At 52.4% G+C, this 25,273-nt stretch carries 25 protein-coding genes; 21 read left to right on the top strand and 4 right to left on the bottom strand.

Going from position 1 to position 25,273, the window contains the following annotated elements:
* Nucleotides 1–29: 29 nt before the first annotated feature.
* The 9 genes from NSU14_RS29035 to NSU14_RS28995 all read left to right on the top strand — a co-directional run bounded on the left by NSU14_RS29035 (nt 30) and on the right by NSU14_RS28995 (nt 8,259).
* Nucleotides 30–458 (top strand): MarR family winged helix-turn-helix transcriptional regulator, encoded by a 429-nt coding sequence (locus NSU14_RS29035; RefSeq protein ID WP_042133283.1) that lies wholly within the window; start codon nt 30–32, stop codon nt 456–458.
* 39 nt (nt 459–497) lie between these two features.
* Nucleotides 498–1,133, top strand: coding sequence for a nitroreductase family protein (locus tag NSU14_RS29030; RefSeq protein ID WP_042133284.1), 636 nt, complete (start codon nt 498–500; stop codon nt 1,131–1,133).
* Between the two features lie 58 nt (nt 1,134–1,191).
* Nucleotides 1,192–1,488 carry a putative quinol monooxygenase gene (locus NSU14_RS29025; RefSeq protein WP_042133285.1) on the top strand — a complete coding sequence of 99 codons (297 nt, stop codon included), beginning with the start codon at nt 1,192–1,194 and terminating at the stop codon, nt 1,486–1,488.
* A 27-nt stretch (nt 1,489–1,515) separates the two neighbouring features.
* Nucleotides 1,516–2,703, top strand: coding sequence for a pyridoxal phosphate-dependent aminotransferase (locus NSU14_RS29020; protein ID WP_042140708.1), 1,188 nt, complete (start codon nt 1,516–1,518; stop codon nt 2,701–2,703).
* Between the two features lie 242 nt (nt 2,704–2,945).
* Nucleotides 2,946–4,574, top strand: coding sequence for a phospholipase D-like domain-containing protein (locus NSU14_RS29015; protein ID WP_340948132.1), 1,629 nt, complete (start codon nt 2,946–2,948; stop codon nt 4,572–4,574).
* A 65-nt stretch (nt 4,575–4,639) separates the two neighbouring features.
* Complete coding sequence (locus NSU14_RS29010; RefSeq protein ID WP_076246222.1) at nt 4,640–5,017, top strand: hypothetical protein; 378 nt, start codon at nt 4,640–4,642, stop codon at nt 5,015–5,017.
* A gap of 112 nt (nt 5,018–5,129) precedes the next feature.
* Nucleotides 5,130–5,456 (top strand): ArsR/SmtB family transcription factor, encoded by a 327-nt coding sequence (locus NSU14_RS29005; RefSeq protein ID WP_039306638.1) that lies wholly within the window; start codon nt 5,130–5,132, stop codon nt 5,454–5,456.
* Nucleotides 5,457–5,564: 108 nt separating this feature from the next.
* Nucleotides 5,565–7,343: a SulP family inorganic anion transporter gene (locus NSU14_RS29000; RefSeq protein ID WP_076246224.1), complete on the top strand. Its 1,779-nt coding sequence runs from the start codon at nt 5,565–5,567 to the stop codon at nt 7,341–7,343.
* A 214-nt stretch (nt 7,344–7,557) separates the two neighbouring features.
* Nucleotides 7,558–8,259: a DUF1361 domain-containing protein gene (locus NSU14_RS28995; RefSeq protein WP_340948131.1), complete on the top strand. Its 702-nt coding sequence runs from the start codon at nt 7,558–7,560 to the stop codon at nt 8,257–8,259.
* Here the strand turns inward: NSU14_RS28995 and NSU14_RS28990 are convergent.
* Nucleotides 8,235–8,627 carry an MGMT family protein gene (locus NSU14_RS28990; protein ID WP_336102337.1) on the bottom strand — a complete coding sequence of 131 codons (393 nt, stop codon included), beginning with the start codon at nt 8,625–8,627 and terminating at the stop codon, nt 8,235–8,237. The two genes, NSU14_RS28995 and NSU14_RS28990, sit on opposite strands and share 25 nt — an antisense overlap.
* Nucleotides 8,628–8,907: 280 nt before the next feature.
* Here NSU14_RS28990 and NSU14_RS28985 point away from each other — a divergent pair, with 280 nt between their 5' ends.
* From NSU14_RS28985 to NSU14_RS28940, 10 genes are all read left to right on the top strand, one after another.
* Nucleotides 8,908–10,455 (top strand): spore germination protein, encoded by a 1,548-nt coding sequence (locus tag NSU14_RS28985; RefSeq protein WP_340948129.1) that lies wholly within the window; start codon nt 8,908–8,910, stop codon nt 10,453–10,455.
* Nucleotides 10,452–11,606, top strand: a complete 1,155-nt coding sequence (locus tag NSU14_RS28980; RefSeq protein ID WP_083705641.1) for a Ger(x)C family spore germination protein — start codon at nt 10,452–10,454, stop codon at nt 11,604–11,606. The genes NSU14_RS28985 and NSU14_RS28980 overlap by 4 nt, the downstream gene beginning before the upstream one ends.
* A gap of 2 nt (nt 11,607–11,608) precedes the next feature.
* A complete protein-coding gene (locus NSU14_RS28975; protein WP_076246233.1) occupies nt 11,609–11,812 on the top strand; it encodes a hypothetical protein in 204 nt (67 codons plus the stop codon).
* 26 nt (nt 11,813–11,838) lie between these two features.
* A complete protein-coding gene (locus NSU14_RS28970) occupies nt 11,839–12,933 on the top strand; it encodes a GerAB/ArcD/ProY family transporter (RefSeq protein ID WP_340948128.1) in 1,095 nt (364 codons plus the stop codon).
* 130 nt (nt 12,934–13,063) lie between these two features.
* A complete protein-coding gene (locus tag NSU14_RS28965; RefSeq protein ID WP_340948127.1) occupies nt 13,064–13,678 on the top strand; it encodes a hypothetical protein in 615 nt (204 codons plus the stop codon).
* A 15-nt stretch (nt 13,679–13,693) separates the two neighbouring features.
* Nucleotides 13,694–13,990 carry an antibiotic biosynthesis monooxygenase family protein gene (locus tag NSU14_RS28960; RefSeq protein ID WP_039306615.1) on the top strand — a complete coding sequence of 99 codons (297 nt, stop codon included), beginning with the start codon at nt 13,694–13,696 and terminating at the stop codon, nt 13,988–13,990.
* A 17-nt stretch (nt 13,991–14,007) separates the two neighbouring features.
* Entirely contained in the window at nt 14,008–14,823 is an 816-nt protein-coding gene (locus NSU14_RS28955) for a phosphotransferase family protein (RefSeq protein WP_042133294.1), read from the top strand.
* Nucleotides 14,824–14,851: 28 nt separating this feature from the next.
* The gene (locus tag NSU14_RS28950) at nt 14,852–15,397 is read left to right on the top strand and encodes a DUF1697 domain-containing protein (RefSeq protein WP_340948126.1); all 546 of its coding nucleotides are present in this window, start codon (nt 14,852–14,854) and stop codon (nt 15,395–15,397) included.
* Between the two features lie 261 nt (nt 15,398–15,658).
* The gene (locus tag NSU14_RS28945) at nt 15,659–17,842 is read left to right on the top strand and encodes an ArnT family glycosyltransferase (RefSeq protein WP_340948125.1); all 2,184 of its coding nucleotides are present in this window, start codon (nt 15,659–15,661) and stop codon (nt 17,840–17,842) included.
* 30 nt (nt 17,843–17,872) lie between these two features.
* Nucleotides 17,873–18,856, top strand: a complete 984-nt coding sequence (locus NSU14_RS28940; protein ID WP_340948124.1) for a glycosyltransferase family 2 protein — start codon at nt 17,873–17,875, stop codon at nt 18,854–18,856.
* A gap of 577 nt (nt 18,857–19,433) precedes the next feature.
* Here the strand turns inward: NSU14_RS28940 and NSU14_RS28935 are convergent.
* The 3 genes from NSU14_RS28935 to NSU14_RS28925 all read right to left on the bottom strand — a co-directional run bounded on the left by NSU14_RS28935 (nt 19,434) and on the right by NSU14_RS28925 (nt 22,470).
* A complete protein-coding gene (locus NSU14_RS28935) occupies nt 19,434–20,000 on the bottom strand; it encodes an FAD-dependent oxidoreductase (protein WP_042133298.1) in 567 nt (188 codons plus the stop codon).
* A 158-nt stretch (nt 20,001–20,158) separates the two neighbouring features.
* Entirely contained in the window at nt 20,159–21,787 is a 1,629-nt protein-coding gene (locus tag NSU14_RS28930; protein WP_336101143.1) for a sensor histidine kinase, read from the bottom strand.
* Nucleotides 21,784–22,470 (bottom strand): response regulator transcription factor, encoded by a 687-nt coding sequence (locus tag NSU14_RS28925; RefSeq protein WP_042133300.1) that lies wholly within the window; start codon nt 22,468–22,470, stop codon nt 21,784–21,786. Before NSU14_RS28925 ends, NSU14_RS28930 begins: the two co-directional genes overlap by 4 nt.
* 479 nt (nt 22,471–22,949) lie before the next feature.
* Between NSU14_RS28925 and NSU14_RS28920 the strand changes: the two genes are divergently transcribed.
* Complete coding sequence (locus tag NSU14_RS28920; protein WP_039309915.1) at nt 22,950–24,113, top strand: glucose-1-phosphate adenylyltransferase; 1,164 nt, start codon at nt 22,950–22,952, stop codon at nt 24,111–24,113.
* Between the two features lie 22 nt (nt 24,114–24,135).
* Entirely contained in the window at nt 24,136–25,239 is a 1,104-nt protein-coding gene (gene glgD / locus NSU14_RS28915; protein ID WP_042133301.1) for a glucose-1-phosphate adenylyltransferase subunit GlgD, read from the top strand.
* Nucleotides 25,240–25,273: the final 34 nt, after the last annotated feature.

Here is a 25,273-nt window from a genome sequence, read left to right as displayed (position 1 = left end):
CACAATATATTTGCGTAAGGGGGTTAATTTTGACAGAACATCTGCCCGATGAAGATACAATCTTTGAGCTGCTGCAGGCGCTGCATAAGGGAATCAGCCCGAAGTTCGAGCGCTGTGCGGGCATTACACCCACCCGGTTCCGCCTTCTCCAGGAATTGTTTCGAGTCTCCGAGATCAGCCAGATTTCGCTGCAAAAGACACTCGATATCGATGCCGCAGCAGTCACCCGCCACTTGAGAGGACTTGAAGACAGCGGAATGATTGCCCGCCGGAATAATCCTGCCGATAACAGGGTCACCCTCGTCTCCCTGACCGATCACGGCCGGGAACATATTAATTCCTACCGGGAAGAGAAGACCCGCTTCATCAGCGAACTGCTTACCGGGTTCAATGAACAGGAACGCACCGTACTCGCAGAGATGCTTACCCGGCTGCAATATAATATTAATTTACTGTAGCCGTCACCTATAATCAAACCATAAAGGAGCTTATTATTCATGAACACAACCAGAAACAACGATTTCACAAGCATTATTACAGGACGCCGCTCAATCCGCAAATACGATACATCTGTTAAAATCAGCAAAGAGGAAATGACTGAGATCCTTACTGAAGCGACTCTGGCCCCTTCCTCCGTTAATATGCAGCCTTGGCGTTTCCTTATCATCGAAAGCGCGGAAGCCAAGGCCAAGCTGGCCACCATTGCCAAATTTAATCAGCTTCAGGTAGAAACCTCCGCAGCAATGATTGCCGTATTTGGTGATCTGAACAACTTCGACTATGCTGAGGAAATCTACGGAACGGCTGTAGAACGCGGACTGATGCCTGCCGAGGTAAAAGAAAGACAGCTGGCCTCTCTGGGTGCCCACTTCGCGAAGCTGCCTGCGGACGTAAACAGAGAAACGGTATTGATTGATGCCGGTCTGGTCTCGATGCAATTGATGCTGGCAGCCCGTGCCCATGGCTATGACACGAACGCGATCGGCGGATTCGAGAAGGATCAGATTGCGGAATTGTTTGATATGGACAAAGAGCGTTATATTCCGGTCATGCTGATATCGATCGGCAAAGCGGTTGAAGAAGGCTATGCATCCGTCCGTCTGCCGGTTGACACTGTTGCCCAGTGGAAATAAATATTGGATAATACTGGATCATTGAGTTAATATTCAAGAAACTTAGGAGGAATACTAAATGATTATTATTCACGCATTGCTTCAGGTAAATCCCGCACGTGAGCAGGAGTTCCTTGAAGTCGCGAAGACTCTGGTTGCTGCAACCCACGAAGAAGATGGCAACATCTCATATGAATTGTATAAGCATACAGCGGACGGAAATACCTATATCATGGTCGAAATCTGGCGTGACCAGGCGGCTGTAGCTGCCCATAATACAAGCCCGCATTTCACCGGCTTCGCCGCCAAAGCAGGAGAATTCCTGACTGCACCGCTGGATGTTAAGCTGTATAACGCTGAAGAATTGAGCAAATAATTCTGGTTTGAAGAGGGGAGCATGCCCGTGAATCGTTTTGAACCTTCACAAATGCTGAAATCTCTGCCCAGGCAATTCTTCGCCGCGCTTGTCGCCAGAGCCGGAGCCGTTGCTGCCGAAGGGCATGACGTAATCAATCTGGGGCAAGGCAATCCGGACATGCCTACACCGGCCCATATCGTGGAGTCCCTCCAGCTGGCCGCAGTGAACCCTCTGAATCATAAATATCCGCCGTTTCGCGGCCATGTTTACCTCAAGGAAGCCGTGGCCGAGTTCTACCTGCGGGAATATGGAGTAGAGCTTGAACCGGAACGTGAAGTCGCCATTCTGTTCGGCGGCAAGACCGGTCTGGTTGAGGTGGTGCAGTGTCTGCTCAATCCAGGGGATACGGCGCTGGTGCCTGATCCCGGTTATCCGGACTATTGGTCGGGGATTGAGCTGGCACGGGCTGTTATGGAGATGATGCCGCTGACGGCAGAACGCGGGTTTTTGCCCGATTATGGCAGCATCAGCCCGGAAGCCGCCGCGAAGGCGAAGCTGATGTTCCTGAACTATCCGAATAATCCTACGGGAGCTGTGGCGACCGCGGATTTCTTCAGGGAAACGGTGCAGTTCGCATCGGATCACAACATTTGCGTGGTGCATGATTTTGCCTACGCCGCCATTGGTTATGAAGGGCAGAAGCCGCGGAGCTATCTCCAGACCCCGGGTGCGAAGGAGAATGGCATCGAAATCTATACGTTGTCCAAAACCTACAATATGGCCGGCTGGCGCGTCGCGTTCGCCGTAGGGAATGCCAGCGTGATCGAGAGCCTTAACCTGCTGCAGGATCATATGTATGTCAGCCTGTTCGGCGCGGTGCAGGAGGCAGCCAGAACGGCATTGCTTGGCCCGCAGGCCCCGGTACAGGCGAATGTGGCCCGCTATGAAGCGCGGCGTAATGTCCTGATTCAGGGTCTGCGCAGCATCGGCTGGGAAGTGGAAGCCCCCCGCGGCTCCTTCTTCGCCTGGCTCCCGGTTCCTGCAGGCTATACCTCGCAGAGCTTCGCTGACCTGCTGCTTGATGAAGCTCATGTGGTGGTAGCGCCAGGCATCGGCTTCGGAGCCTATGGCGAAGGATATGTGCGGGTGGGGCTGGTCAGTGAGGAGGCCCGGCTTGCGGAAGCGGTAGAGCGGATTGCCGCGCTGAAGCTTTTTCAGCCCTCCGGGCTATAATTATGTAGCTCTCCTATTAAACTAGCTAATATACACACTCACTACGGGGAAACCCCGGCAGTCTTAACGGCTGCCGGGGTTTCCCCTTTGGCATCCCGCAGCGGGAGGCGGAAGAAAATAATGCTAAGAAGCGGAACGTTTATAAAACAGGCGTGCCGGGTATCTAAGCTTACCCTTACACGAGCTGTAACGCGCAGGCGGGACCTGAAGAGAGTGGGGAATGAAAGGGATGAGGGGATCGAATGGGAAACATACATAGCAACAAGCAACTGCCGCAATTACCTGCAGCGCAGTGGGATGAACGGCTTCGGCAGGATCTCGCGGATTACGTGAATTACCGGATATCCGGCGGCTATTTAAGAACTATCGCTAAGAACACGGACGCCGCCGATTCTATTATTGAGCCTATTCTGGACAGCGCTGCTGTCCGTGCTTACCGGCAGGCACAGCATGGGGGGGTGATCACCGATGTCCGGCAGCTGGAGGAGCTTCCCGGATTCAGCCCGGAGCTGCTTGAGCAGCTCGCATCAGCCGTGTCCGGCCTGGATTCCGGCAAGCTTAGAGCGCTGGCGCCGCAGACTACAAGGCATAACAAGGTGGATCCATATGTGAACGGGCCGCAATGCCTGGAGATGCTGCTGGAAGAGATCCGCAATGCACAGCGTTATATCCATCTGTCCGTGATGCTGTTCTTCAATGACCATTCGGGAAAGCTAATCGCCTCGGAGCTGCTTCATGCGCTTCAGCGGGGAGTAGAGGTCCGGATGCTGGTGAATTACACCGTCACCGCCTTGGGATACGGAAGCAATCTTGAAGTAGGAAGATTCTCCGAGATTGCAGCAGTCCTTGAGCAGGCTGGAGCCCGGCTGAAGGATACATTTCATTCCTGCTACGCTGCTGCGGAATGGGCAGTGAAGCGTGAGGAACTGAAGTCTCAGGGCGTCCCTGAGAGTATCCTCTTTCTGCAGGACAAGGTGCAGGAGGATGTCAAAATTACCGGGCTGAATGTGATCGATCACCGTAAATTTATGGTCATTGACGGAACAACGTCCATTATAGGAAGTCTCAATATCGGTGACCAGTATACTTTTGCAACGCCTATCCGGGAGTCGGCAACTGAACAGATTGACGGACGCCCGCTTGGGATTCCCTCCAGGGAAGAGGAGTGGCATGACGGCTGCTTCCGGATTCAAGGGGAGGCTGCCCGGCCGCTGAATGAGGCTTTTCACGCCAGATGGCTTCTGCTTGGAGGAGATCACTTTGAGGTGGAAGACCCGTTCTACCACCCAGCGGCAAACTATGAATTCGGCGGGGAAGAATGCACGCTCTTTCTAAGTTTTCCCGGAAATCCGGTGAATCTGATTCAGCAGTATTATCTGGATTTGCTTACGTATGCCGCCGAAGAGACTATTATTGTGAATCCTTATCTGATCGACCAGGCTTTCTGGGACCGGCTCGGTGAAGTTGGACCGGAGTGTTCCCGCCATATCTCGATATGCAATCCGCTTGAGGTCAATGATCATCCTACGAACAATTCGGCGGTGCGCAGCAATATGTACATTCCTTTCTGCAATGGGGTGTCCTTCTATGACTACAGCTTTACAGAACGCTTCTCCCACTGGAAAATCACTTATGACCACAGAGCGCGGGCTGTATTCCACGGCTCGTATAATATCAACGAACGAAGCGCCTGCCATGATTTCGAAATGGGAATGCTGGTTAAGAGTGAGCCGTTCGCAGACAAGGTGAAACGGATGATTGATTATGATCTTGGGGTGTCCCGTAAAATCAGCGACAAGCACGAATTCTTCAAACATCCCTGGCTGCATCCCAGCACGTATCTGAACAAGGCGACGCAGAATTACACCTGATATGTCTGCTGGCCCCATGTCATGTATAATGAGCGGTATAACATATGAAGATGGAGCTAATGAGGATGAATATAAATATACTTGGGACAAGCCTGAAGAAGAATGAGGTACTCTTCGCATGCGAATTCGGTGAGGGCAGAGGAACCTGGTGCGGCGCCGCTGTGGCTGCCGGGGAGATCTGCGGGGCTGAATTTGAGCTGCCCCCGCTGTTCATGCGCTGGGTGGATATTGTGCCGGCGCATGGAGGCCGTTGTGAGATACGTATGGACGGGAATGTTGTCATATTGACGGGTATTCTGGAGAATATAGAGGAAGACGGAACCGGTTATCTGCGGCTTGGCCGCGATGTAATCATGTTCGAGTGTCTGGGTGAACCAATGGCGCTGGGCGGATTCGTGGAGATCAGGACCGGGGAGATCAAGCTGTACCCTGTCACTCCTTGAGCCTGCGGGGCGTATGCCGGACTAACTATTTCCTGCTCCGGCGTAGCCACCTTCGGCTAAATGAGCTAAGATAATATACATTAAAAAGTATAGCAAGAGGAGCAGAAGTCCCATGAACAGCGATATTCAACAATTTAAGACGGAATTCTTCAAGGCGCTGGCTCATCCGATGCGGATCCGCATTCTGGAGCTGCTCAGCGAAGGCGAGAAGAATGTGAATGAGCTGCAGGCGATCCTCGGCTCGGAGGGTTCTGCCGTATCCCAGCAGCTGGCCGTACTCCGTGCCAAGAACGTAGTGGCCAGTGTCAAAGAAGGAACCACCGTAATTTATGCCCTCCGTGATCCTCTGATCAAAGACCTTCTGGCTGTAGCCAAACAAATATTCGACAATCACCTTGTGAACACCATCTCCCTGCTTGAAGGCATCCGCAGCGAATGACCCCGGCTTCCCGGGGGGCGGATTACCCCGTTGACAAGAACGGCAGGCAGGAGTAATGTGGTTCTTATATTCAAATAATCAGATATTTAAAGAAAAGAAGGTTAAATGATGACAGGGTGGGGCCGTTTTAAAGGCTACAATATTGCTTCTCTGCGCAAGGATATCATTTCAGGGACGATCGTCGGCGTGATTGCCATCCCCTTGGGGATGGCATTTGCTATTGCCTCCGGTGTGAAACCGGAGTACGGAATTTACACGACCATAGTAGCCGGTATTCTCATTTCCTTATTCGGCGGTACAAAGTTTCAGATTGGCGGGCCTACGGGTGCGTTTATTCCTATTTTATTCGCGATTGCCATGCAGTACGGGTACGAGAATCTGCTGATTGCCGGAATGATGGCCGGGGTCATTCTCGTGGTGATGGGCGTTCTGCGGCTCGGGGTGCTGATCAAGTTCATTCCGAAGCCGGTGACAATCGGGTTCACGGCAGGAATTGCCGTTATTATCTTCAGCGGGCAGATCGCCAACTTTCTCGGACTAAGGGATATGGAGCGGCATGAGAGCTTTCTGGACAATATGAAAGAGATCGGCGCCCATATCTCGACAATCAATCTGTACAGTATTCTGACTGCGGCGATTTGTCTGGCTGTCGTAGTGCTGGGGATGCGCTTCGCGCCGAAGGTGCCCGGTTCTCTGATCGGGCTGCTCTGCGCTACGGTCATTGCTGCCTTATTCTTCAGCGGCAAGGTGACTACCATCGGTTCAGCTTACGGGGATATCCCGAATACATTGCCGAGCTTTCATTTCCCGGTCATTACCTGGGAGAAGATCAGGCTGCTTATCCGCCCGGCCTTCATCATTGCGATGCTGGGCGCCATTGAGTCGCTGCTGTCCGCAGTAGTCGCCGATGGCATGTCAGGCAGCCGCCATGACAGCAACCGCGAGCTGGTCGGCCAGGGGATCGCCAACATTGCTGCGCCGTTGTTCGGCGGAATACCAGCGACCGGGGCGATCGCCAGAACGGCAACCAATATCCGCAGCGGTGCGGCTTCGCCGCTCTCGGGTATCATTCACGGCGTTGTTGTGTTTCTGATCCTGCTGTTATTCGCACCCTATGCCTCCAGCATTCCGCTGGCCGCGATGGCCCCGATCCTGATGGTCGTGGCCTGGAACATGAGTGAACGCAAGGAATTCCTTCACCTGCTTAAGCTGAAGACGGGCGATTCACTGGTGCTGTTCATTACTTTCCTGCTGACTGTGTTTGCGGATCTGACGCTGGCGGTAGAGGTGGGGCTGGTGCTCGCGGTGATACTCTTCGTGAAGCGGATGGGAGAAGTACACATGGTCTCCAAAGTACTGCCTGACCCTTCCTCCGTGAAGGTTGAGGCACATATGGTGACGGACAGCCACGATTGTCCGCAGATCGGAATCTATAATGTCGAAGGACCGCTGTTCTTCGGGGCAGCCTACCGCTTCGACAGTACCATGCCGGGACTGGGGCCGGATCAGCCGAAGGTCATTCTGCTCCGCATGGGGAAGGTGCCGCTAATGGACACCACCGGTGAAGCCAATCTGGCTGGCCTGGTGAAGCAGCTGCACGCGGATGGCGGAAGACTGATGATCTCCGGTATCCAGAGCCAGCCGCTGGATCTGCTGAAGAAGACAGGTCTGTATGACAGAATCGGGGCTGCGCAGTTCTATGATCATACAGGGGAAGCGATCAATGAAGCGCTGGGAAGCATTGATTACAGCCGTTGCCTGGGCTGCAAGCATGCTGCCTTCAGAGAATGCAGCGCATTCTCAGGGCTTGATGAGGCATACCCGCGCAGCGCAGCCTTCAAAGGGCGTACTCCGGCTGTCGCCAGGAAGCTGAGCGGCGGGGTATAGAGACCGGAATCCGGTCCTGTTAATCCAGATTTACATTAATAGGAACAATAGCAACAGCTCCAGCCCGGACATTCACACGTCCGGGCTGTTTTTATAGCTGCCGCATACAATGTTGGACTATGCGGTTCCATATTTGTACAATTAGGAAGAGTGAAAAGGCAATTGCAGAGTGTACATAGCTGAATTATATAACAAGTAAGGAGAGTATTCCCTCATGAAGGAACTGAATTATTCGAAGGTATTTATACTTCTGGCTGGAATGACAGCGGCAACACTTGCCGTATATCGCGTAGTTTCGCTGCAGACCGATACGTTCTATGCCTTTCTGCTCTGGAATCTGTTTCTGGCCTGGGTGCCGTTCTTCTTCTCCATGGCTGCGCATGAGCTGGATAAGCGGAAGATCGGGGGGGTGCTGATTCTGCCGCTTGGTATAGCCTGGCTGCTCTTTTTCCCGAATGCGCCTTATATTATGACTGACCTCGTGCATTTAACCATCCGCAAAAGCAAATACATCGTAGGCGGGACGATCCAGAACCGGTACTGGTACGATCTGACCACCCTGCTCTTGTTCACCTGGAGCGGCTGGCTGACCGGATTCTTCTCCCTGTACCAGTTCCAGCATGTGATCTACCGCAAGACCAATGGGGTGCTGTCCTGGATCTTCGTGCTGTTTGCCTGCGTAATGGGCGGTTATGGCGTTCTGCTGGGCAGAGTCTACCGCCTGAACAGCTGGGATGTGCTGACAGACCGCCACCAGCTGTACCAGCTGGTTAAGGACAGCCTGAACCAGCAGTCCGTATTCTTCAGCTTATTCGTAGCCTTTGTGCTGCTGGTGATTTATGCCACGCTCTATTGTCTGCTGAACGGACTTGCCAGCGGGAGCGGCAAAGCTTATTCGAAGGGCGGCAGAAGATGATCTTCAGGGTCAGGGTTGAAATCCTGCTCCGGCTCCAGCTCTAATTCCAGCTCCAGCCCGGGTCCTGGGTGATACTGGTAACGTTCAAGATCAATCACACCCCGCTCATCAAAAATAATCCCTTCACCCAGCAGGTACAGCTGCTGCAGTGAGCCGGATTCGTCTTCGGTGAGCGAGATCATTCCTTTGGAATTGATGACCCTGTGCCATGGCAGCTTGTACTTCCTGCTCATAGAGTGCAGAATACGCACCACCTGCCTGGCTCCCCGGGGGCTTCCGGCCGCGCGGGCAATTCCGCCATAGGTCATGACGGACCCTTCCGGAATGGACTGAATAATGGTGATCACTCTTTTGGTGAATGGCGTCATGTACAGGCTCCTTTGTCTATAACAGAATCATCCGCTGTATGTACTTAGAACAACCATAACATAAAGCGCCGTATAGAGCATCTGCCGGGAAGGAGCAACCGCGATAGCCTGATAGTATCCTCCCGGTCCCGCCCGGCCAAGCCCCTGTCTGTACAGACAGGGGATATTTGCTGTGCGCTGCCTAAGCCTGAGTTCTTCCTCTACAGCATAATTATGGCGAATAGGAGTTAGAGAGACGGGGGATAATCAGAGCAATAGAAATGTGACAGGAGTGACTGCTGTGAAGAGCGAGGATGCTGCAATAGACAATGAAGCTGACGGCAAAATATCATCTTCCCAGCCGTTAAGTCCTTCGCTGGATGATACGCTGGCTCTGTTCCGGAAGATTTTCAGTAACGATGGAACCCTGAGAATTCGTGTGATTGAGAATAAGCATAGCATGCCCATCCGCTGCGGATTGATCTACGTGGATGGAATGATTGACCGTGATCTTATACAGAATGGGATTACCAAGCCGTTCATGGCCTATGAATTCACAGATGAAGAGAGCGGCAATCCCGCAGAGCTGATGGAAAAAATCCGCATGGAAGTTATCAATATCAGTGACATTATGGTGTCCACGAAACTGGAGGAGCTGGTTGGTGCTGTAGTCAGCGGCAAAACAGTATTCCTGCTCGATGGCTACGCAGGAGCCCTAAATATCAATGCCCAAGGCTGGGAGACCAGGGCCATAGAAGAGCCTACCACGGAAAAAGCCGTCCGGGGCCCCAGAGAGGGGTTCACCGAATCCCTGCTCGTCAATCTCACCCTTATCCGGCGCAGGGTACAGAACTCCGATCTGAAATTTGTGTTCACTGACATCGGGACGCGTACGAAGACACAGACCTGCATCTGCTACATGGAGAGCCTGGCTTCACCCGATATTCTTAAAGAGCTCTACAGCCGGCTGGAGCGGGTGGAGATTGATTCCATCCTGGATACGGGGTATTTGGCTGAGCTTATCCGCGATGAGCCCTATTCCCCATTCGAGACGATCGGCAATACCGAACGGCCGGATGCTCTGGTGAGCAAAATCATGGAGGGCAGAATCGCTGTGCTCATTGAAGGTACCCCGTTTGCCTTGACGCTGCCGTATGTTTTCGTGGAGAACTTCCAGGCCAGTGAAGATTACTATATCAATTATTATTTTGCTTCCTTCAACCGTCTGCTCAGAGTGCTGGGAGCTTTCATGTCAATTAGTATTCCAGCCGGGTACGTTGCACTTGTAACCTACGCGCAGGAAATGGTTCCTACGCTGCTGCTGTTAAGCATTGCGACCGCAAGGCAATCCGTCCCCTTTCCTACGATCGTTGAGGCGCTGCTCATGCTGACCATCTTCGAGGTGCTGCGTGAAGCGGGGGCGCGGATTCCGACCTCAATAGGGCAGGCTGTCAGTATCGTAGGGGCGCTGGTGCTGGGTCAGGCTGCAGTAGATGCGCGGATTGTCAGTGCACCAATGGTTATCATGGTAGGACTGACGGGAATAACGACACTGCTGAATCCAAGGCTGACAGGCCCTTTGATTATAGTCAGGCTTGCCCTGCTGTTTATCGCTTTTTTTCTGGGGATATACGGATATTTCTTCGGGCTGCTGGGTCTGGTGATTCATCTGATGAGCCTGCGCTCCTTCGGAGTCTCCTATATGCTCGGAGTAGGCTCGATCAGGCCGCAGGATATTAAGGACACGGCAATCCGTGCGCCCTGGTGGGATATGTATCTGCGGCCTGCAGTGATCGGAGCGCGGAATATGAAGCGGAAGCCCTCTAATAAGCGGGTGAAGCGGCCATGAGCACCTTGCGCAGAGTCCTGTTCGTGCTAGTCTCTGTGCTGCTGCTGTTCAGCATTTCCGGGTGCTGGAATTATACCGAGGTGGATGATATGTCCATCGTAGCAGGAGTAGCGATCGACAAGAACAAGGCGGACGGCAAGCTGCTCCTCACTGTGGAGCTGGTTGATACCAACGGAGGTCTGGATAAAACGCAGGCAGGGTTCAAGATGATTAGTCTCAGCGGGGATACGATGTTTGAGATCGTCCGCAATATCATCTCCATAACCGGCAAAAAGCTGTTCTGGAGCCATGCCAAAGCCATTATTGTCAGCGAAGAGGTTGCCAGAGAAGGGCTCATCAAAGCGATTGACTGGTACAGCAGAGATACGGAGACAAGATCAGATGTATTTATTTTCGTCTCCGGAGAGAAGACGGCCCGCGAGGTTCTTAATCTGAACAGTACGACGCAAGCGATTATGTCGTTTGAATTAGCCCAGATGATGCGGGATGAGAAGTATATCAGCAGTGCACCCACTGTGGAAATCTGGGATTTCATCGACAAGCTGGAGACCCTTGGGAATAATTCGGTAGCGCCGATGGTTAATATCCATGTGAAAAATAACCAGAAGAATGAACGTGTGGAAGGTACTGCTGTATTTGTAAGGGACAGAATGGTGGGTAAGCTGGACGGAGATGAGACGAAGAGTATGTTATTTGTCAAAAACTTAGTAACAGGCGGTGTGCTGGATATTGAGGATAAACATGGAACGCCGTCCTACTCCTTGGAGATTATTTCGAATCAAACGAAACTGAAGCCCCGGATGGCCGAAGGCAGGCTGCAGATGCAGATCGAAACTCTGACCCAAACCGGACTGGATGAAGTCATGACTGTTGAGGGCTTCATGAAAGGAGAAACTATTCAGGATATTGAGAAAAGGGCTAGTGAGCGTATGGAGGCAGATATTCTTGCCTTAATCCATAAAGTCCAGCAGGAGTACGATGCCGATATTTTTGCCTTTGGCGAGAATGTTCATGAGAATCAGCCCAAGATTTGGGCTAAGGTCAAGGATCACTGGCCCGAAGCATTCGCTGATCTGGATGTGACGGTCAGCTCCAAAGTCGAAATTCAGAGCAGTGCCAAAACAACGCGTGCGATAAGGCTGGGGGATTAGTCATGGTCATTTACATTGTGATGATCTATGTGTTTGTAGCTATCTTTGATCCCTACGGACTGCTGAAGCGGGGCATGAAGCGGGATTTCTTTGTCTGTTCTACGCTGTACCTGATCTCCTTCTCCCTGGCTTTCGCGCTGTCGATGCACTGGGAGATTCCCAGCCCGTCCCCGCTGATTGTAGACTTAATTAAGAGGCTATACTAGAGCACACTCCTGAAGGTGGGAATTCCATGAGCAAAGAGATTATACCGGCGGGTCAGTCCATCAGCATAGCTGTGTTATTTATCAGCGGCAGTTCACTGTTCATGGGCACATCAGGGCAGTCCGGCAACAGCAGCTGGATTGCTATCATTTTTGCGATATCGCTGGCTGTACCGCTCATGCTGATCTATGCGAGACTCCATGTGCTTTTTCCGGGCAAGGATCTGTACGATATGCTGATCGCTGTCTTCGGAGCAGTCTTCGGGCGGGTGCTTTCCTGCCTGTATATATGGTATGCTCTTCACCTGGGAGCGCTGGTGCTGCGTAATTTCGGGGAGTTCAGCAAGACGGTGGCCTTAACCTCCACGCCAATGATTGCCCCGATGCTTATGATCGGACTGCTCTGCATCTGGGTTGTGTATGCGGGGATGGAGGTGCTCGGCAGAAGCGCCAAATTTCTGCTGCTATTCTCGTTCATTGTCATTGTCCTCATACAACTGCTCTCTGTTCCCAAGTTCGAATACCATCATATGAAGCCGCTGCTGGATAGTGGATGGGGTCCTGTATTTGCAGATACAGCAGGCTCCTTCACGTTTCCCTTTGCCGAAATTGTGATCTTCCTGGGCGCCTTCAATGTGCTTCCGGCCAAAGGCTCTGCCACACGGGTGCTGGTAAGCGGTTCGCTGATTGCCGGGATCATCATTATCTTTGTTACGCTGCGCAATTTGCTGGTGCTGGGGCCTGATATCCTTTCAAGCCTGTATTTTCCGTCTTATGTGGCAGTCAGCAGGATTAACATTGGTGATTTCCTGACCCGCATTGAAGGTTCGGCGGCCATCGTATTTGTCACGGCGCTATTCATAAAAGTCAGCCTCTGCCTGTATGTAACCTGTAATGGAGTCAGCAAATTATTCAAGCTGAAGAGCTACCGGTCGGTTGTACTCCAGATGGGGCTCATCATGGTGTATCTATCCGATTTCATCTATAAGGATATTATGGAAATGCAGTATTTTGCTTATCACATCTACAAAGTGTATGCCCTCCCGTTCCAGGTGGTTATTCCAGTTATGCTGTGGATTGCAGCAGAGATTCTCTCCCGCAGAAAGAGCAGCAAATCCATATGAACTATGCCATCCCTCCACAGCCCCGCGTTGCGGGGCTATTTATTTTCAACCTGCGCGGAAGTTGGCTATAATGATAGGCAGAGAATCATGTTGTAGAAGAGGATAACGAAAGGCGTGAGAATAGATGAGTGTGTCCAGCATCGTAATGTCCTCACATTGGGGCAGGGAAGTCAGACATAAGTATGTGGCACAAGGCTCCAAGTCGCTGGCCGTGGTGTTTCCGGGGCAGAATTATTCCGCCGAGCGTCCGTTGCTGGAGTATGCGGGCAAGCTGGCCCGGGAATACGGCTGTGATCTGCTGCTGCTGGAATATGGATACCAAAGTGCACGGGCGCCCTTCAAACGTGAAGAAATTGACATTGTCGCAGAGGAATGCAAGGTGGCGCTTGCTTCGCTTCCGGAGTATGAGCAGCTGCTGTTCATCAGCAAAAGCATGGGGACAGTGATCGCCGGCAAGGTAGCTTCAGAGACAGGAATAGGAGAGAAGGTTTCCCATCTGTTCCTCACCCCTGTTGCTGAAAGTATCCCGTACATTAAGCAGAGCCGGGGAAGCATTATTTACGGCGGGAGTGATCCGCTGTTCACGGAGCAGCATTCTGCCGAGCTCAGCGGCCTGAAGCAGGTGCGGGTGTACAGGATTGATGATGCCAACCATTCTTTGGAGGTAGGCAGTGTCAACGAGTCACTGGCCGTGCTGCTGGTCATTATTAATTTCTATCATGAGTTTTTCCGCGATTCACTTTAAGAGGGAGATGAGAGCATGATTACAGAAGCGGCAATGCTGCAGGTAAAGCCGGGATTGACCCGGCAGTTTGAGCAGAGCTTCAGGGAGGCATCCCCGCTGATTGCCTCGATTGACGGTTATTTGGGGCATGAGCTGCAGCACTGTATGGAGGACGACCATAAATATCTGCTGATTGTCAGATGGCGCAGCCTGGAGGACCATACGGTGGGGTTCAGAGAATCCGCCCAGTATCAGAAGTGGAAAGCGCTGCTGCATCATTATTACAGCCCATTCCCTGTAGTTGAGCATTATACCCGTATCATTCTGGATTAGAGGAAAGGAAGCGCAGTATGTTGGGGAAAGTAATCGGTAAAGGCCGGACTGCGGAAGTTATGGAGTATGGCGAAGGAACGATTCTTAAGCTCTATCTGAATGAGGTGCCGGAGCATCATGTGGACTGGGAATACCACATCAGTACCTATGCCTATGAACAGGGAGTGCGTACCCCGCGGCCGGTTGAGCTTGCCGCGGAAGAGGGCAGAAAGGGCATTGTGTTTCAGCAGATTCATGGCTCCCCGCTGCTGAAGCTGATGGGTGCGAAACCGTGGCTAATTGCCAGCTACGCCAAGCAGATGGCGGCTCTGCAATACAGCCTCCATCAGCTTGCAGGCCCGGGTGAAGCCGGAGAACAGAAAAAACGGCTGAAGCAGAATGTTATTGCTGCCCCCATGCTTAATATGGAAGAGAAGGCACCTATTCTATCTCAGCTGGAGCTGCTTCCAGGCGGGAATAAGCTATGTCATGGTGATTTCCATCCGGACAATGTGCTGATGGACGGGCAGCTGTGGGTTATCGACTGGATGACTGCCGTTTCAGGAGATCCTGCAGCAGATGCTGCACGGTCCATAGTCATGTTCAGTATAGGAGCCATGCCCAAACATGCTTCTTTGTTCACCAAAGTATTCTTAGGCTTCGCCAGAAAGCGGATGACGAGCCAATACACCCGTGAATATATGAGACTATCAGGGGTGTCCCGGGCGGACATTGAAGCCTGGATACTGCCGGTAGCGGCTGCACGGCTGGTGGAGTGGCTTCCGGTATCAGAGAAGGAACAGCTGGTCCGCGAAATCCGCAAGCGCTTGAGATCATTGCCTTCCGCCCGATAACCATTTCATAGAGAAAGCAGGTGAGCTTATGAATACATACATCGCACTGCTGCGCGGAATTAATGTCGGCGGCAACAAGTTGATCAGAATGCAGGAGCTTAAGGCGATGTTCGGGGAGCTTCAGTATGCGAATGTACGGACGTATATCCAGAGCGGCAACGTGGTATTTGAAAGTGAAGCGGCTTCCGGCGAAGGGCTTGCCGAAGTGATCAGCCAGCGTATCCGGGAGACCTTCGGCTTCGAGGTCCCTGTGATCATCCGTTCCGTGGAGGAGCTGGAAGCGGTCATTGCCGGCAATCCGTTCCCGCTGACAGAGCCGGAGGAATTCAAACACCTGTATGTATCATTTCTGGCTGACGAGCCTTCGGCTGAAGCGCTGGAGAAGGTTCGTCCCTATGAGGATGGAGCGGATCAGGTACGGGTGATCGGCAAAGAAATGTACACTTACTATGAGGTGAGTATAAGCGAATCGCCGCTGTTCAAAGTGCAGTTCGATAAGCTGCTGGGCACGAATCTCACGGCACGCAACTGGAATACCCTCGGTAAGGTGACGGCGCTGGCCCGCAAGCCGTAGGTAAGATTAGCTTAAGAATATTGCCCTGTGTGCTTTATGTATACCCCCGCATCCGTTCTCTAGAGTGCTGCTCAGGCAGCATGGACGGCTAAGCGGGGGTGTTTGCCGTTCCCTTTTATACAGTACCGTTTCAGCAAACATTCAGCCAGTATTCATTATGAGTTAAGGTAAGGATGCAATAATACACCTATACAAAGACAAGGCCGGTCAACAAGGCGTCTTACCGGATGTCAAGAAGAACGGATTGGAGCGGGTGAATCTATGAAATGGTTAAAAAGGCTGGGTTCCGACGCCGTCTTGCTGGGTATTCTGCTGCTGGCGGCAGTTCTGTACGGCTATGGAATCTGGAATGATCAATATGTCAATACGTACTACACTACGGCAGTAGGGAGCATGCTGCAGAGTTTCCATAACTTCTTCTTCGCCTCACTTGACTCTGCCGGATCCGTAACTGTCGATAAGCCGCCGGTAACGTTCTGGCTGCAGACTCTAAGTGCGCTGATCTTTGGCCTGCATGGCTGGAGTGTCATTCTGCCGCAGGCACTGGGCGGTGTAGGTTCGGTCTTGATCGTCTATCTGCTGGTGAAGCCTACTTTTGGAAAAGCCGCTGCAAGGCTCGCTTCCCTGGCTATGGCGGCTACACCGGTAGCAGCTGCAGTGAGCCGCACGAACAATATTGATGCGCTGCTGGTGTTTACTTTGCTGCTGGCGGCATGGTTTCTGTTCAGGGGCATCAGGACCGGCCGGATGGGCAGCTTACTGGCTGCATTCGGGCTGATTGGTGTAGCCTTCAATGAGAAGATGCTGCAGGCCTATATGGTTGTTCCGGCATTCTATCTCTTCTATATTCTGGCGGCCAAGGTCAACTGGAAGAGGAAAACCGGGACTCTGGCGGTCTGCACCGCAGTGCTGCTGGCGGTTTCGCTCTCATGGGCGGTAATCGTTGATTCCATACCGGCCGACAAACGTCCTTATATCGGAAGCAGCGGCACCAACTCTGTACTTAATCTGGCTTTTGGCTATAACGGGGTTTCCCGTCTAACGGGTGACCGCAGTACGGGCGGCACTGGAAGCGGCGGCGGTTTTGGCGGCGGGGGAATGCCCGCAATGAACGGGGAGATGCCGGAGTTTGGCGGTGAAATGCCGGCGTTGAATGGAGACGGCGGATCGTTCAGCGGAAATCAGCAGGGACAAGACTCGCCTCCGGGGACAACCGGTGATGATCAGGGCGGCGGCAGCGGTAGCGGAACAGCCGGGACTGCAGACGGCGGAGGCCGGGGAACGGCTCCTGGCCAGGCTGACGGAACGCAGGGGCAGGATGGAGGAGGCAGAACGGGCGGAGGCGGACGTCAGTCTGGTGATTGGGGCGGCGGGGACGGCGGCCAAGGCGGACGGGGTGGAATGAACGGCAGCGCTGGTGCTGGCGGGATGTTTAATACCGGTACCGCCGGCCCGCTGCGGCTGTTCCAGTCCGAGTTATCCGGCCAAGCCAGCTGGCTGCTGCCGTTCGTGTTGTTCGGCTGCATCGGGATTTTTGCCAGCCTGCGCCGGAAGAACTTCACCCGGAAGCATAAGGAGGCCTTGTTCTGGCTCGCCTGGCTGGTACCGGTCATGGGCTTTTTCAGCATCGCCGGCTTCTTTCACCAGTATTATCTGATCATGATGGCTCCGCCGGTTGCGGCGCTGGCAGGTGCAGGGTGGTCACAGCTCTGGAGCTATTACAAGGAACGTACATCGTGGCTGTCCTGGCTGCTTCCGGCAGCGGTACTCGCAACAACGGCTCTCGAGGTATATATCATCCATCCTTATAACGATACCATTGGCCGCGGCTGGTCCATTGTTGTCCTGGCAGCGGGTGTTGCAGCTTCCGTAGTGCTGCTCATCCTGCGGCTGCTGAAAGCCAGCGCAAATAAGCAATCCTTATTGCATGCCGCTGCTGTAACAGGACTTCTCGTTCTGCTGATCGGTCCGCTCTACTGGGCTTTTACACCGATCACTTATGGCAATAACAGCATGACTCCGGCAGCGGGCCCGGACAGCAGCAGTGCTGGCGGCATGGGCGGCAGGAATAGCGCTACAGGAGTTAATAAGAATCTGCTGGCCTATCTTAAAGAAAACAATACCGGCGAGAAATACCTGTTCGCAGCTATGGATTATGGAACGGCAGGTGCTTATATTATCGACAAAGGTGAATCGGTGGTTATCCTTAACGGATTTAACGCATCAGACGTTCCCTATACCACAGATACTTTGAAGGCGCTCGTAGAGAGCGGCCAGGTGAAATACTTCCTGGTCAGCAGCGGCGGTATGGGCGGCGGGCGCGGAGGCGGCAGCTCGGAAATTACATCCTGGATCACTGAGAACGGGACGGAGATTCCGTCCGCAGACTGGCAGGGAACATCAGGGGGCGCTGGCGGAACATTATACGAGGTCACGCTTAATTAAGTAACTACATCATTTGAGGAGGAGCTGCCCATGAGCACCCAAGTGCGCTATTCCATAATTATACCGATGTTCAATGAAGAGGAAGTGATTCAGGAGACGTACCGGCGGATCAAGAAAGTAATGGGAGCAACAGGGGAGTCCTATGAGCTGCTCTTCGTCAATGACGGCAGTACGGACAACTGTGCGCAGATGATCGAGGAGTACAGCTACTGGGATGAAAGTGTGAAGCTGATTGACCTGTCCCGTAATTTCGGCCATCAGATTGCTATTACAGCAGGGATGGATTATGCGCTTGGAGATGCCGTGGTTATTATCGATGCGGATCTGCAGGACCCCCCGGAACTGATTCTGGATATGATTGCCGAGTGGAAAAAAGGCTACGAGGTTGTCTACGCCAAGCGTATCAAACGAAAAGGGGAGTCCCTGTTCAAAAAATGGACGGCAGCCCTCTTTTACCGGATACTCCGTTATTCGACAGATATCTCTATCCCGGTAGATACCGGCGATTTCCGGCTGATTGACCGCAAAGTCTGCGATGAGCTGAAACGTCTGCCGGAGAAAAACCGTTTCGTCCGCGGACTGGTAAGCTGGGTGGGCTTCCGCCAGAAGGCGCTTGAATATGAGCGTGATGAACGCCTGGCGGGCGAAACCAAATATCCGCTGAAACGCATGATTAAGCTGTCGCTGGACGGTATCACCTCCTTCTCCTACAAACCGCTGAAGCTGGCGGGCTATCTGGGAGCACTGCTGTCCGCATCCGGCTTTCTGTACCTTATGTATGTGCTCTACCTGGCGCTCTTTACGGACGAGGCCGTTAAGGGCTGGGCGTCGATGATCGGGATTACGCTAACCTTCAACGGATTTGTGCTGATCATGCTGGGCGTGCTGGGCGAGTATGTCGGCCGGATTTACGATGAGTCTAAGGGACGTCCGCTCTACATTGTTCAGGAGTTCTATGGCGGCAAGAAGCAGCAGAGTGCACAGAAGCACAGAGTAGCCCATCTCAACAAATAACGGACGGCTGCGCGGGCGATTACGATTACGGCGAGCGAACCGTGATCGTCCGGAGCAGTTTTTTGCTGCGGCTGGCCTGGAGCATTATCGTTAACGCCTGGACCCCCGAACCCCCGAACCCCCGAACCCCAAAGCCTCCTAGGTTCAACGCCCCGTTACAGCACCCGGCTCATGAAATCCTGCATAAAATACAACAATCCAAAGACATTTACCCGGAAAAATCGGAAATCTTGCACGAAATGCAACAATTTAGCGCGCTGGGGCCTCGATGGCGCTGAAATGTTGTATTTTCTGCAGCAATATTTACTTTGTGGGGGTCCTGAGTTGGAAATCCTGCATTTAGTACAACAATCCGCAGTTTGGATAAGCTGCAGCAGACTCTATTGCGTTTAGCGGTTCTCGGATAAAGGTGTTTGTTCAAGGCTTGCACACTCAGTAGCGGATTTCTGCCAACAATAGCCCGGCTAGGCTAGCTGATTCTTCTTCCTCATAACAAAAAAAACGACCCGCCCCTCATCCATGATGAAGGCGGGTTGTTTATACATTTTTTATTGAGAATCTTATTAGTCTGTGTGAATCAAGCCTTCAGCAAGTCGTGATCAACATACCGCGCACCGTTCAGCTCACTGATAACATTAACCGCAACCTTGGCACCGTCTCCGGCAGTAATAATAGCGTGCACACTCACACCGGCAACTGTTCCTGCTGCCCAGATGCCGTCAATGTTGGTTTTGCCTTCTGCAGTAGCTGCAATAACTGTCTTGATTCTCGGCTCCGTGCCATCCTTGGTTTCCACTCCGGCCTTGGCGGCCAGATCGGTGAGAACCCCTGTAGCCAGAATAACATGCTTGGCCTCGTAAGCAGCTCCGCTCTCCGTCTCGATTACGAACCCTTCACCGCTTGCGCTCAGTCCGGTAGCCTGCTCAGCGACCAGCTCGGCTCCGAATTTCACGGCCTGCTTATGTCCGGTCTCCACGAGGTCGGGTCCGCCGATTTCGCTGATTCCGTAAAAGTTCTCATACCAGCCTCTGCGGGTCATGCCTTTGTCATTGTCAATCAGCAGTGTTTTTTTGCCCGCCTTGGCGGCGAACAATGCGGCACTTGCCCCGGCAGGACCGGCGCCGATAATAGCGATTTCGTACATGATGTAACCTCCTAAAAGTTTTGTTGTAGCCCAGCTTCCGTGAATTCACTTCGTACAAAACTCGCATCGGAAGCGTGGGCTTAAGTTTTGTTAGCCATGCTCAATGAGGACAGCTATTTCTTCTGCTTACTATTATATCGTTAATTACAGGTCATTAGCTAATCCGGCAGGCAGGGGAGAGAGACTTGGAAGATTGTGCATTCACCAGGAGTGCTGGTTACAGTAATCTCTCCTTGATGCGCCTCCACGATAGACTTGGTAATGGATAACCCGAGCCCCGAGCCGCCGTACTTTCTGGTGCGGGATGAATCACTGCGGTAGAACCGGTCGAAGACATGCGGGAGATGTCCGACAGCAATACCGGAGCCGTTGTCCTTCACAGTCAGAACAGCCACTGTTCCTCTGGCATGCAGCGAGACTTGTACCGCTCCGGATTCCGCATCCGTATGCTGCACGGCGTTATGGAATAGATTAAGAATAACCTGCTTTATTTTGTCAGGGTCAACAGGGCCGCGTACACCATAAGAAATATCGAAGTTTACCTTCCGTTTGCCGGCCAGCACCAGCAGCTGCGGCTGCATCTCGTCAATCATCTCACCGAGCAGCAGATTCTTGACCCGCAGCTGCGGAGCACCATCCATACGGGCGAGCAGCAGCAGATCCTCCACCAGTTTGTTAATGCGTTTGGCCTCTCCATGCATGCTGTTGAGCGCGCTATAGAGCTGGTCCCGGTTATCGGCTGCTCCCCGGAGCAGTACCTCCAGGAATCCGTATATTGAGGTCAGCGGGGTTCTTAGCTCATGGGATGCATCTGCCGCGAACCGGCGCATCTGTTCTTTGGCCTCACGTTCATTGTGAAAAGAAATCTCCAGACGCTCCAGCATTCCGTTGAAGGACTGGGAGAGCTTGTCGACCTCAAGCTGGCCCTGATCTACAGGGAAGCGCACATCCAGATTGCCGGCGTCGATGCTTTGCGCGGATTCTCCCATTTTGGACAAGGGAATCAGCGTTTTGCGCAGCGCGGGTAAGTACAGGAACAGTCCGGCCAGCAGAGCGACCACCGATAACGCGCCAAAAATAAGCAGCTGCTGCATAATCACATCTCTCAGAGGGCCGGTTTCTACGCTCATTTGCAGCAACAATTTAGTAGCACCCGGTCTGCCAAGGTTCATGAAGACAGCCAGATGCTCGTTGCCGTCTGCTGCAGTAATCAGCCTGTATTTCCCGGTAGCCTTATCCGATGCCTGCTTCAGCAGGGTGTTATATTCGCCGTTGCTCATTCTTGGTGCTACTGACCCAGACAGGGTTTCTTCCTGCAGATCCTTGAAGGTGCCGTCTGAGCTGTATATGGCTATCGTAGTATGGGCATCAAGCAGCAGCGGGCGGCGGTCTCCGTAGAACCGTTTGTTGCCAGGGCTCATGTTGGCGTTATTCCCGGCGCTGTCAGCCCCGCCAGGAGTTCCGCCTTGGAGCGTGTTGCCAGGGCTTATAGTCCCGCTTACAGCTCCGCCAGGAATATTGCCCCCCGCACTATTGTTTAGATCTGCTGCATTTCCCGCAGGATTATTAAGGTTAATGTAATAGAATTCGCGCGGCACGGAGCGCATCTGGGTTTCCATCGCCTCCGCGCGGTTGCTGTAGATGAAATTCCGCATCAGAGCATACTGGAGTACGCCGATCAGAATCAGCAATACGGACAGGATTAACAGCGAGGTGGCCAGCAGCTGTTTGCGCAGGGATCGCGGTGCCTGCAGTTTGCTGAGGAAGCCCCGGGTCCGGGCAATCATACAAGGTCCACCCGGTATCCCGCGCCGCGCAGGGTGCGGATAATCCGGTGATCCTTGTCCCCGAGCTTCTCGCGGAGGGAACGGATGTAGACCTCAACGATGTTCTCCTCGCCGCCGAAATCATATCCCCACACCTTGTCCAGAATCATGGGTTTACTCAGCACCAGCCCGTGGTTAATAACCAGATATTGCAGCAGCTCATATTCTGTGGGCGAGAGCTCCAGCACCTCCTCCTTGTGGCTGATTTCTTTGCGCCGGCCGTCAATCCGGAAGGGGCCGCAGCGCACCTCGCCGAGCAGTCCCGGGAACTGGTTGCGCAGGCGGGCCTGAATCCTGGCTAGCAGCTCATCGAAGCTGAAGGGCTTGACCATATAATCATCCGCACCGATAGACAGGCCTTTAACCCGGTCATCCACTTCATCCTTGGCGGTAAGCATGATCACGGCCACCTCTGCCTCCTCTGAACGGAGATAGCGGACGACCTCGAAGCCGTCCATGCCGGGCATCATGACGTCGAGAATCACGACATGCGGCTTGAACTCTGCGGCCGCAGCGATTGCACCTGCACCATCCGGCGCAGTCTGCACTTCAAATCCTTCGTTCATTAATCCCAGTTCGAGAAACTGGAGGATATGAGGCTCATCATCCACCAGAAGCAATCGGACGCCTTGCGCTGCTTTCATTAGCGTTCCTCCATATTCAGTGGTTATAGTGTCCATAGTATGACGCTATACGTTGAACGTTTGCTGAAAATAGGTCTTTGGAGCCAAAGATTGGATTCAGAATTGTCGTTCATGGTTAATCATAATGGTTAATCTAATTATACGGAAATATTAATGTTATTAATAAGGAATATAGTTAGAAATTAAAAGTTTTTGAAGCGGACAATAAAGGGTTTTGACGGCGGGTAGAGAACACTTTACAATAAGGATACAATCCCGGTTTTGAGCGTTTTTCCTGACAAAACCGGCAGCATGTCCCAATTCTCTGTTTCCTCCCCCGTTTTAAATCTTATTCATTCCTGTCACAAGCATTTCTTATGGTTTGCTTCTTTCCGCTTCATTTCTTTTTGGGTTTCAATGTGGGATCTACACTACACCGCACCAATCATTCAACCTATTTATTACATGTTTCACTACCCATAAGTCAAGGAGGCTCTTCCATGAAGAAAAAAGAGATGGTAGCCATGCTATTGGCGGGAGGCCAAGGAAAAAGATTGAAGGGATTAACCAAATCGATTGCCAAACCGGCTGTTTATTTCGGAGGAACCTACCGCATCATCGACTTCCCTTTAAGCAACTGCTCGAATTCGGGTATCGACACAGTGGGTGTACTGACACAGTATGAACCGCTGGTGCTGCATTCGTATATTGGAGTCGGCAGTGACTGGGATTTGAACCGCAAGGACGGCGGGGTGTTTGTATTGCCGCCGCATGAGCGGGAGAATGGAAGCAGCTGGTACCGGGGCACGGCTGATGCGATTTACCGCAATCTGAAGTTCGTTGATCAATTTGATCCGGAGCATGTACTGATTCTGTCCGGTGACCATATTTACAAGATGGATTATCATGCTATGCTGCAGTATCACAAATCCAAGAACGCCGACTGCACCATTTCGGTCATTGACGTGCCACTCCAGGAAGCGAGCCGCTTCGGCATACTGAATACGGAAGACGACCTCAAAATTTACGAGTTTGATGAGAAGCCTGCCAAACCTAAGAGCACACTTGCTTCTATGGGTGTATATATTTTTAAATGGGATGTTCTCCGCAAGCATCTGCTTGAGGACGGGGAGAACGCCGGCTCGTCCCATGACTTCGGGAAGGACATCATTCCGCTGATGCTGAATGACGGAGAGTCCCTGTATGCTTATCCATTCGAAGGCTACTGGAGAGATGTCGGTACTGTAGACAGCCTGTGGGAAGCGAACATGGATCTCTTGAGTGACAATCCTCCGCTGAACCTGAATGATACCAGCTGGAGAATCTTCACCCGCAATCCGAATCAGCCAGCGCAATATGTTGCACCTGGAGCCAAGGTATCCAGCTGCATTATTAACGAAGGCTGCATTGTATACGGCGAGGTTAAGCATTCGGTACTGTTCTATGGGGTAGAAGTGGGCGAAGGCAGCGTGATTACGGATTCTGTAATTATGCCTAAGGTGAAGATCGGCAAGAATGTAAGAATTCACAAAGCCATCATCAGTGAGAACACAGTCATTGAGGATTATATGGAAATCGGCGTCGACCGGGAGAATGAGGACGAAATTCTGCTGATTGACAAACGCAGCAAAAAAAACAAATCCGTAGCAGCCAAAACCATATAACCACAGAGGACGGGGGATACCGATGAAAGAGCTTATGGGCGTAATCAATCTTGACCATGAACTGGATAATTTAAATGAATTGACCTATTTCCGCTGCGGGGCAGCGGTCCCGTTCGCCAGCCGCTACCGGCTGATCGATTTCGTCTTGTCCAACATGATGCGTGCGGAGCTGGAGAGCGTGGGACTGTTCGTCCGCCGCAAGTACCGCTCGCTGATGGACCATCTCGGCGACGGGAAATCCTGGGACATGAACCGCAAGCATGGCGGCTTGTTCATTCTGCCGCCGGACTGGAATGACCCTACGGACACGTCCCTTGGCGATCTGCAGCATTATCATAACAATCTGGATTTCTTCAAACGGGCGTCTGCCAAATATATTGTATTCTCCGGCAGCCAGCACATTAATACGGTTGATCTGCAGGATGTATACCAATACCACCTGGAGCAGGGCGCAGATGTGACCATGGTCTACAAGCAGATCGATCAGCTGCAGCCGGAGCATGATCCCTGCCTGCGGGTAGAGGTCGATGAAGACAACACAGTAACGAATATTCACCATGAGAAGCATCATCCCAATGTATATTTGGATATCTTTATTATGGAGAAGAAGCTGTTCCTGGAGCAGGTGGAGCATTGCATCGCCCATGGCGAAAGTTATTTCTTCCGCGATGCCATTCAGAAGAACCGCCACAAGTTCAAGATTGCCGCCTATGAATACAAAGGTTATCATTCCGTTATCAATTCGCTGGAGAGCTACTACAAGAACAGCTTGGAGCTGCTGAAGCAGGAGAATTATTTCGGCCTGTTCAAAGAGAGTCCGGTGCAGACCAAGATTAAATATGAAGCCCCTACCCGTTATCTGGACAGCGCCTCGGTCAGCAATTCGCTGGTAGCCAACGGCTGTATTATTGCCGGAACCGTGGAGAACAGTGTAATCTTCCGTGGTGTGCAGGTTCGCAAGGGAGCCAAAATCATCAATTCTGTAATCATGCAGAAATGTGTAATTGAAGAGAATGCCGTAATTGAGAATGTCATTATGGACAAAGACGTGCATCTGAGCAAGGAACGGATACTCGTCGGAGACAGCAGGCGTCCGTTTGTCATTGCCAAGAGCAGCAAGATATAATATCTGGATCAGGGGAACTGTGCAGTGCGGCAGT

The organism is Paenibacillus sp. FSL R10-2771, from assembly GCF_038000205.1.
GTDB lineage: Bacteria > Bacillota > Bacilli > Paenibacillales > Paenibacillaceae > Paenibacillus_AQ > Paenibacillus_AQ phytohabitans.
Note: the sequence above shows the minus strand (reverse complement) of the source record. Positions and strands in the feature narration are given on the sequence as shown.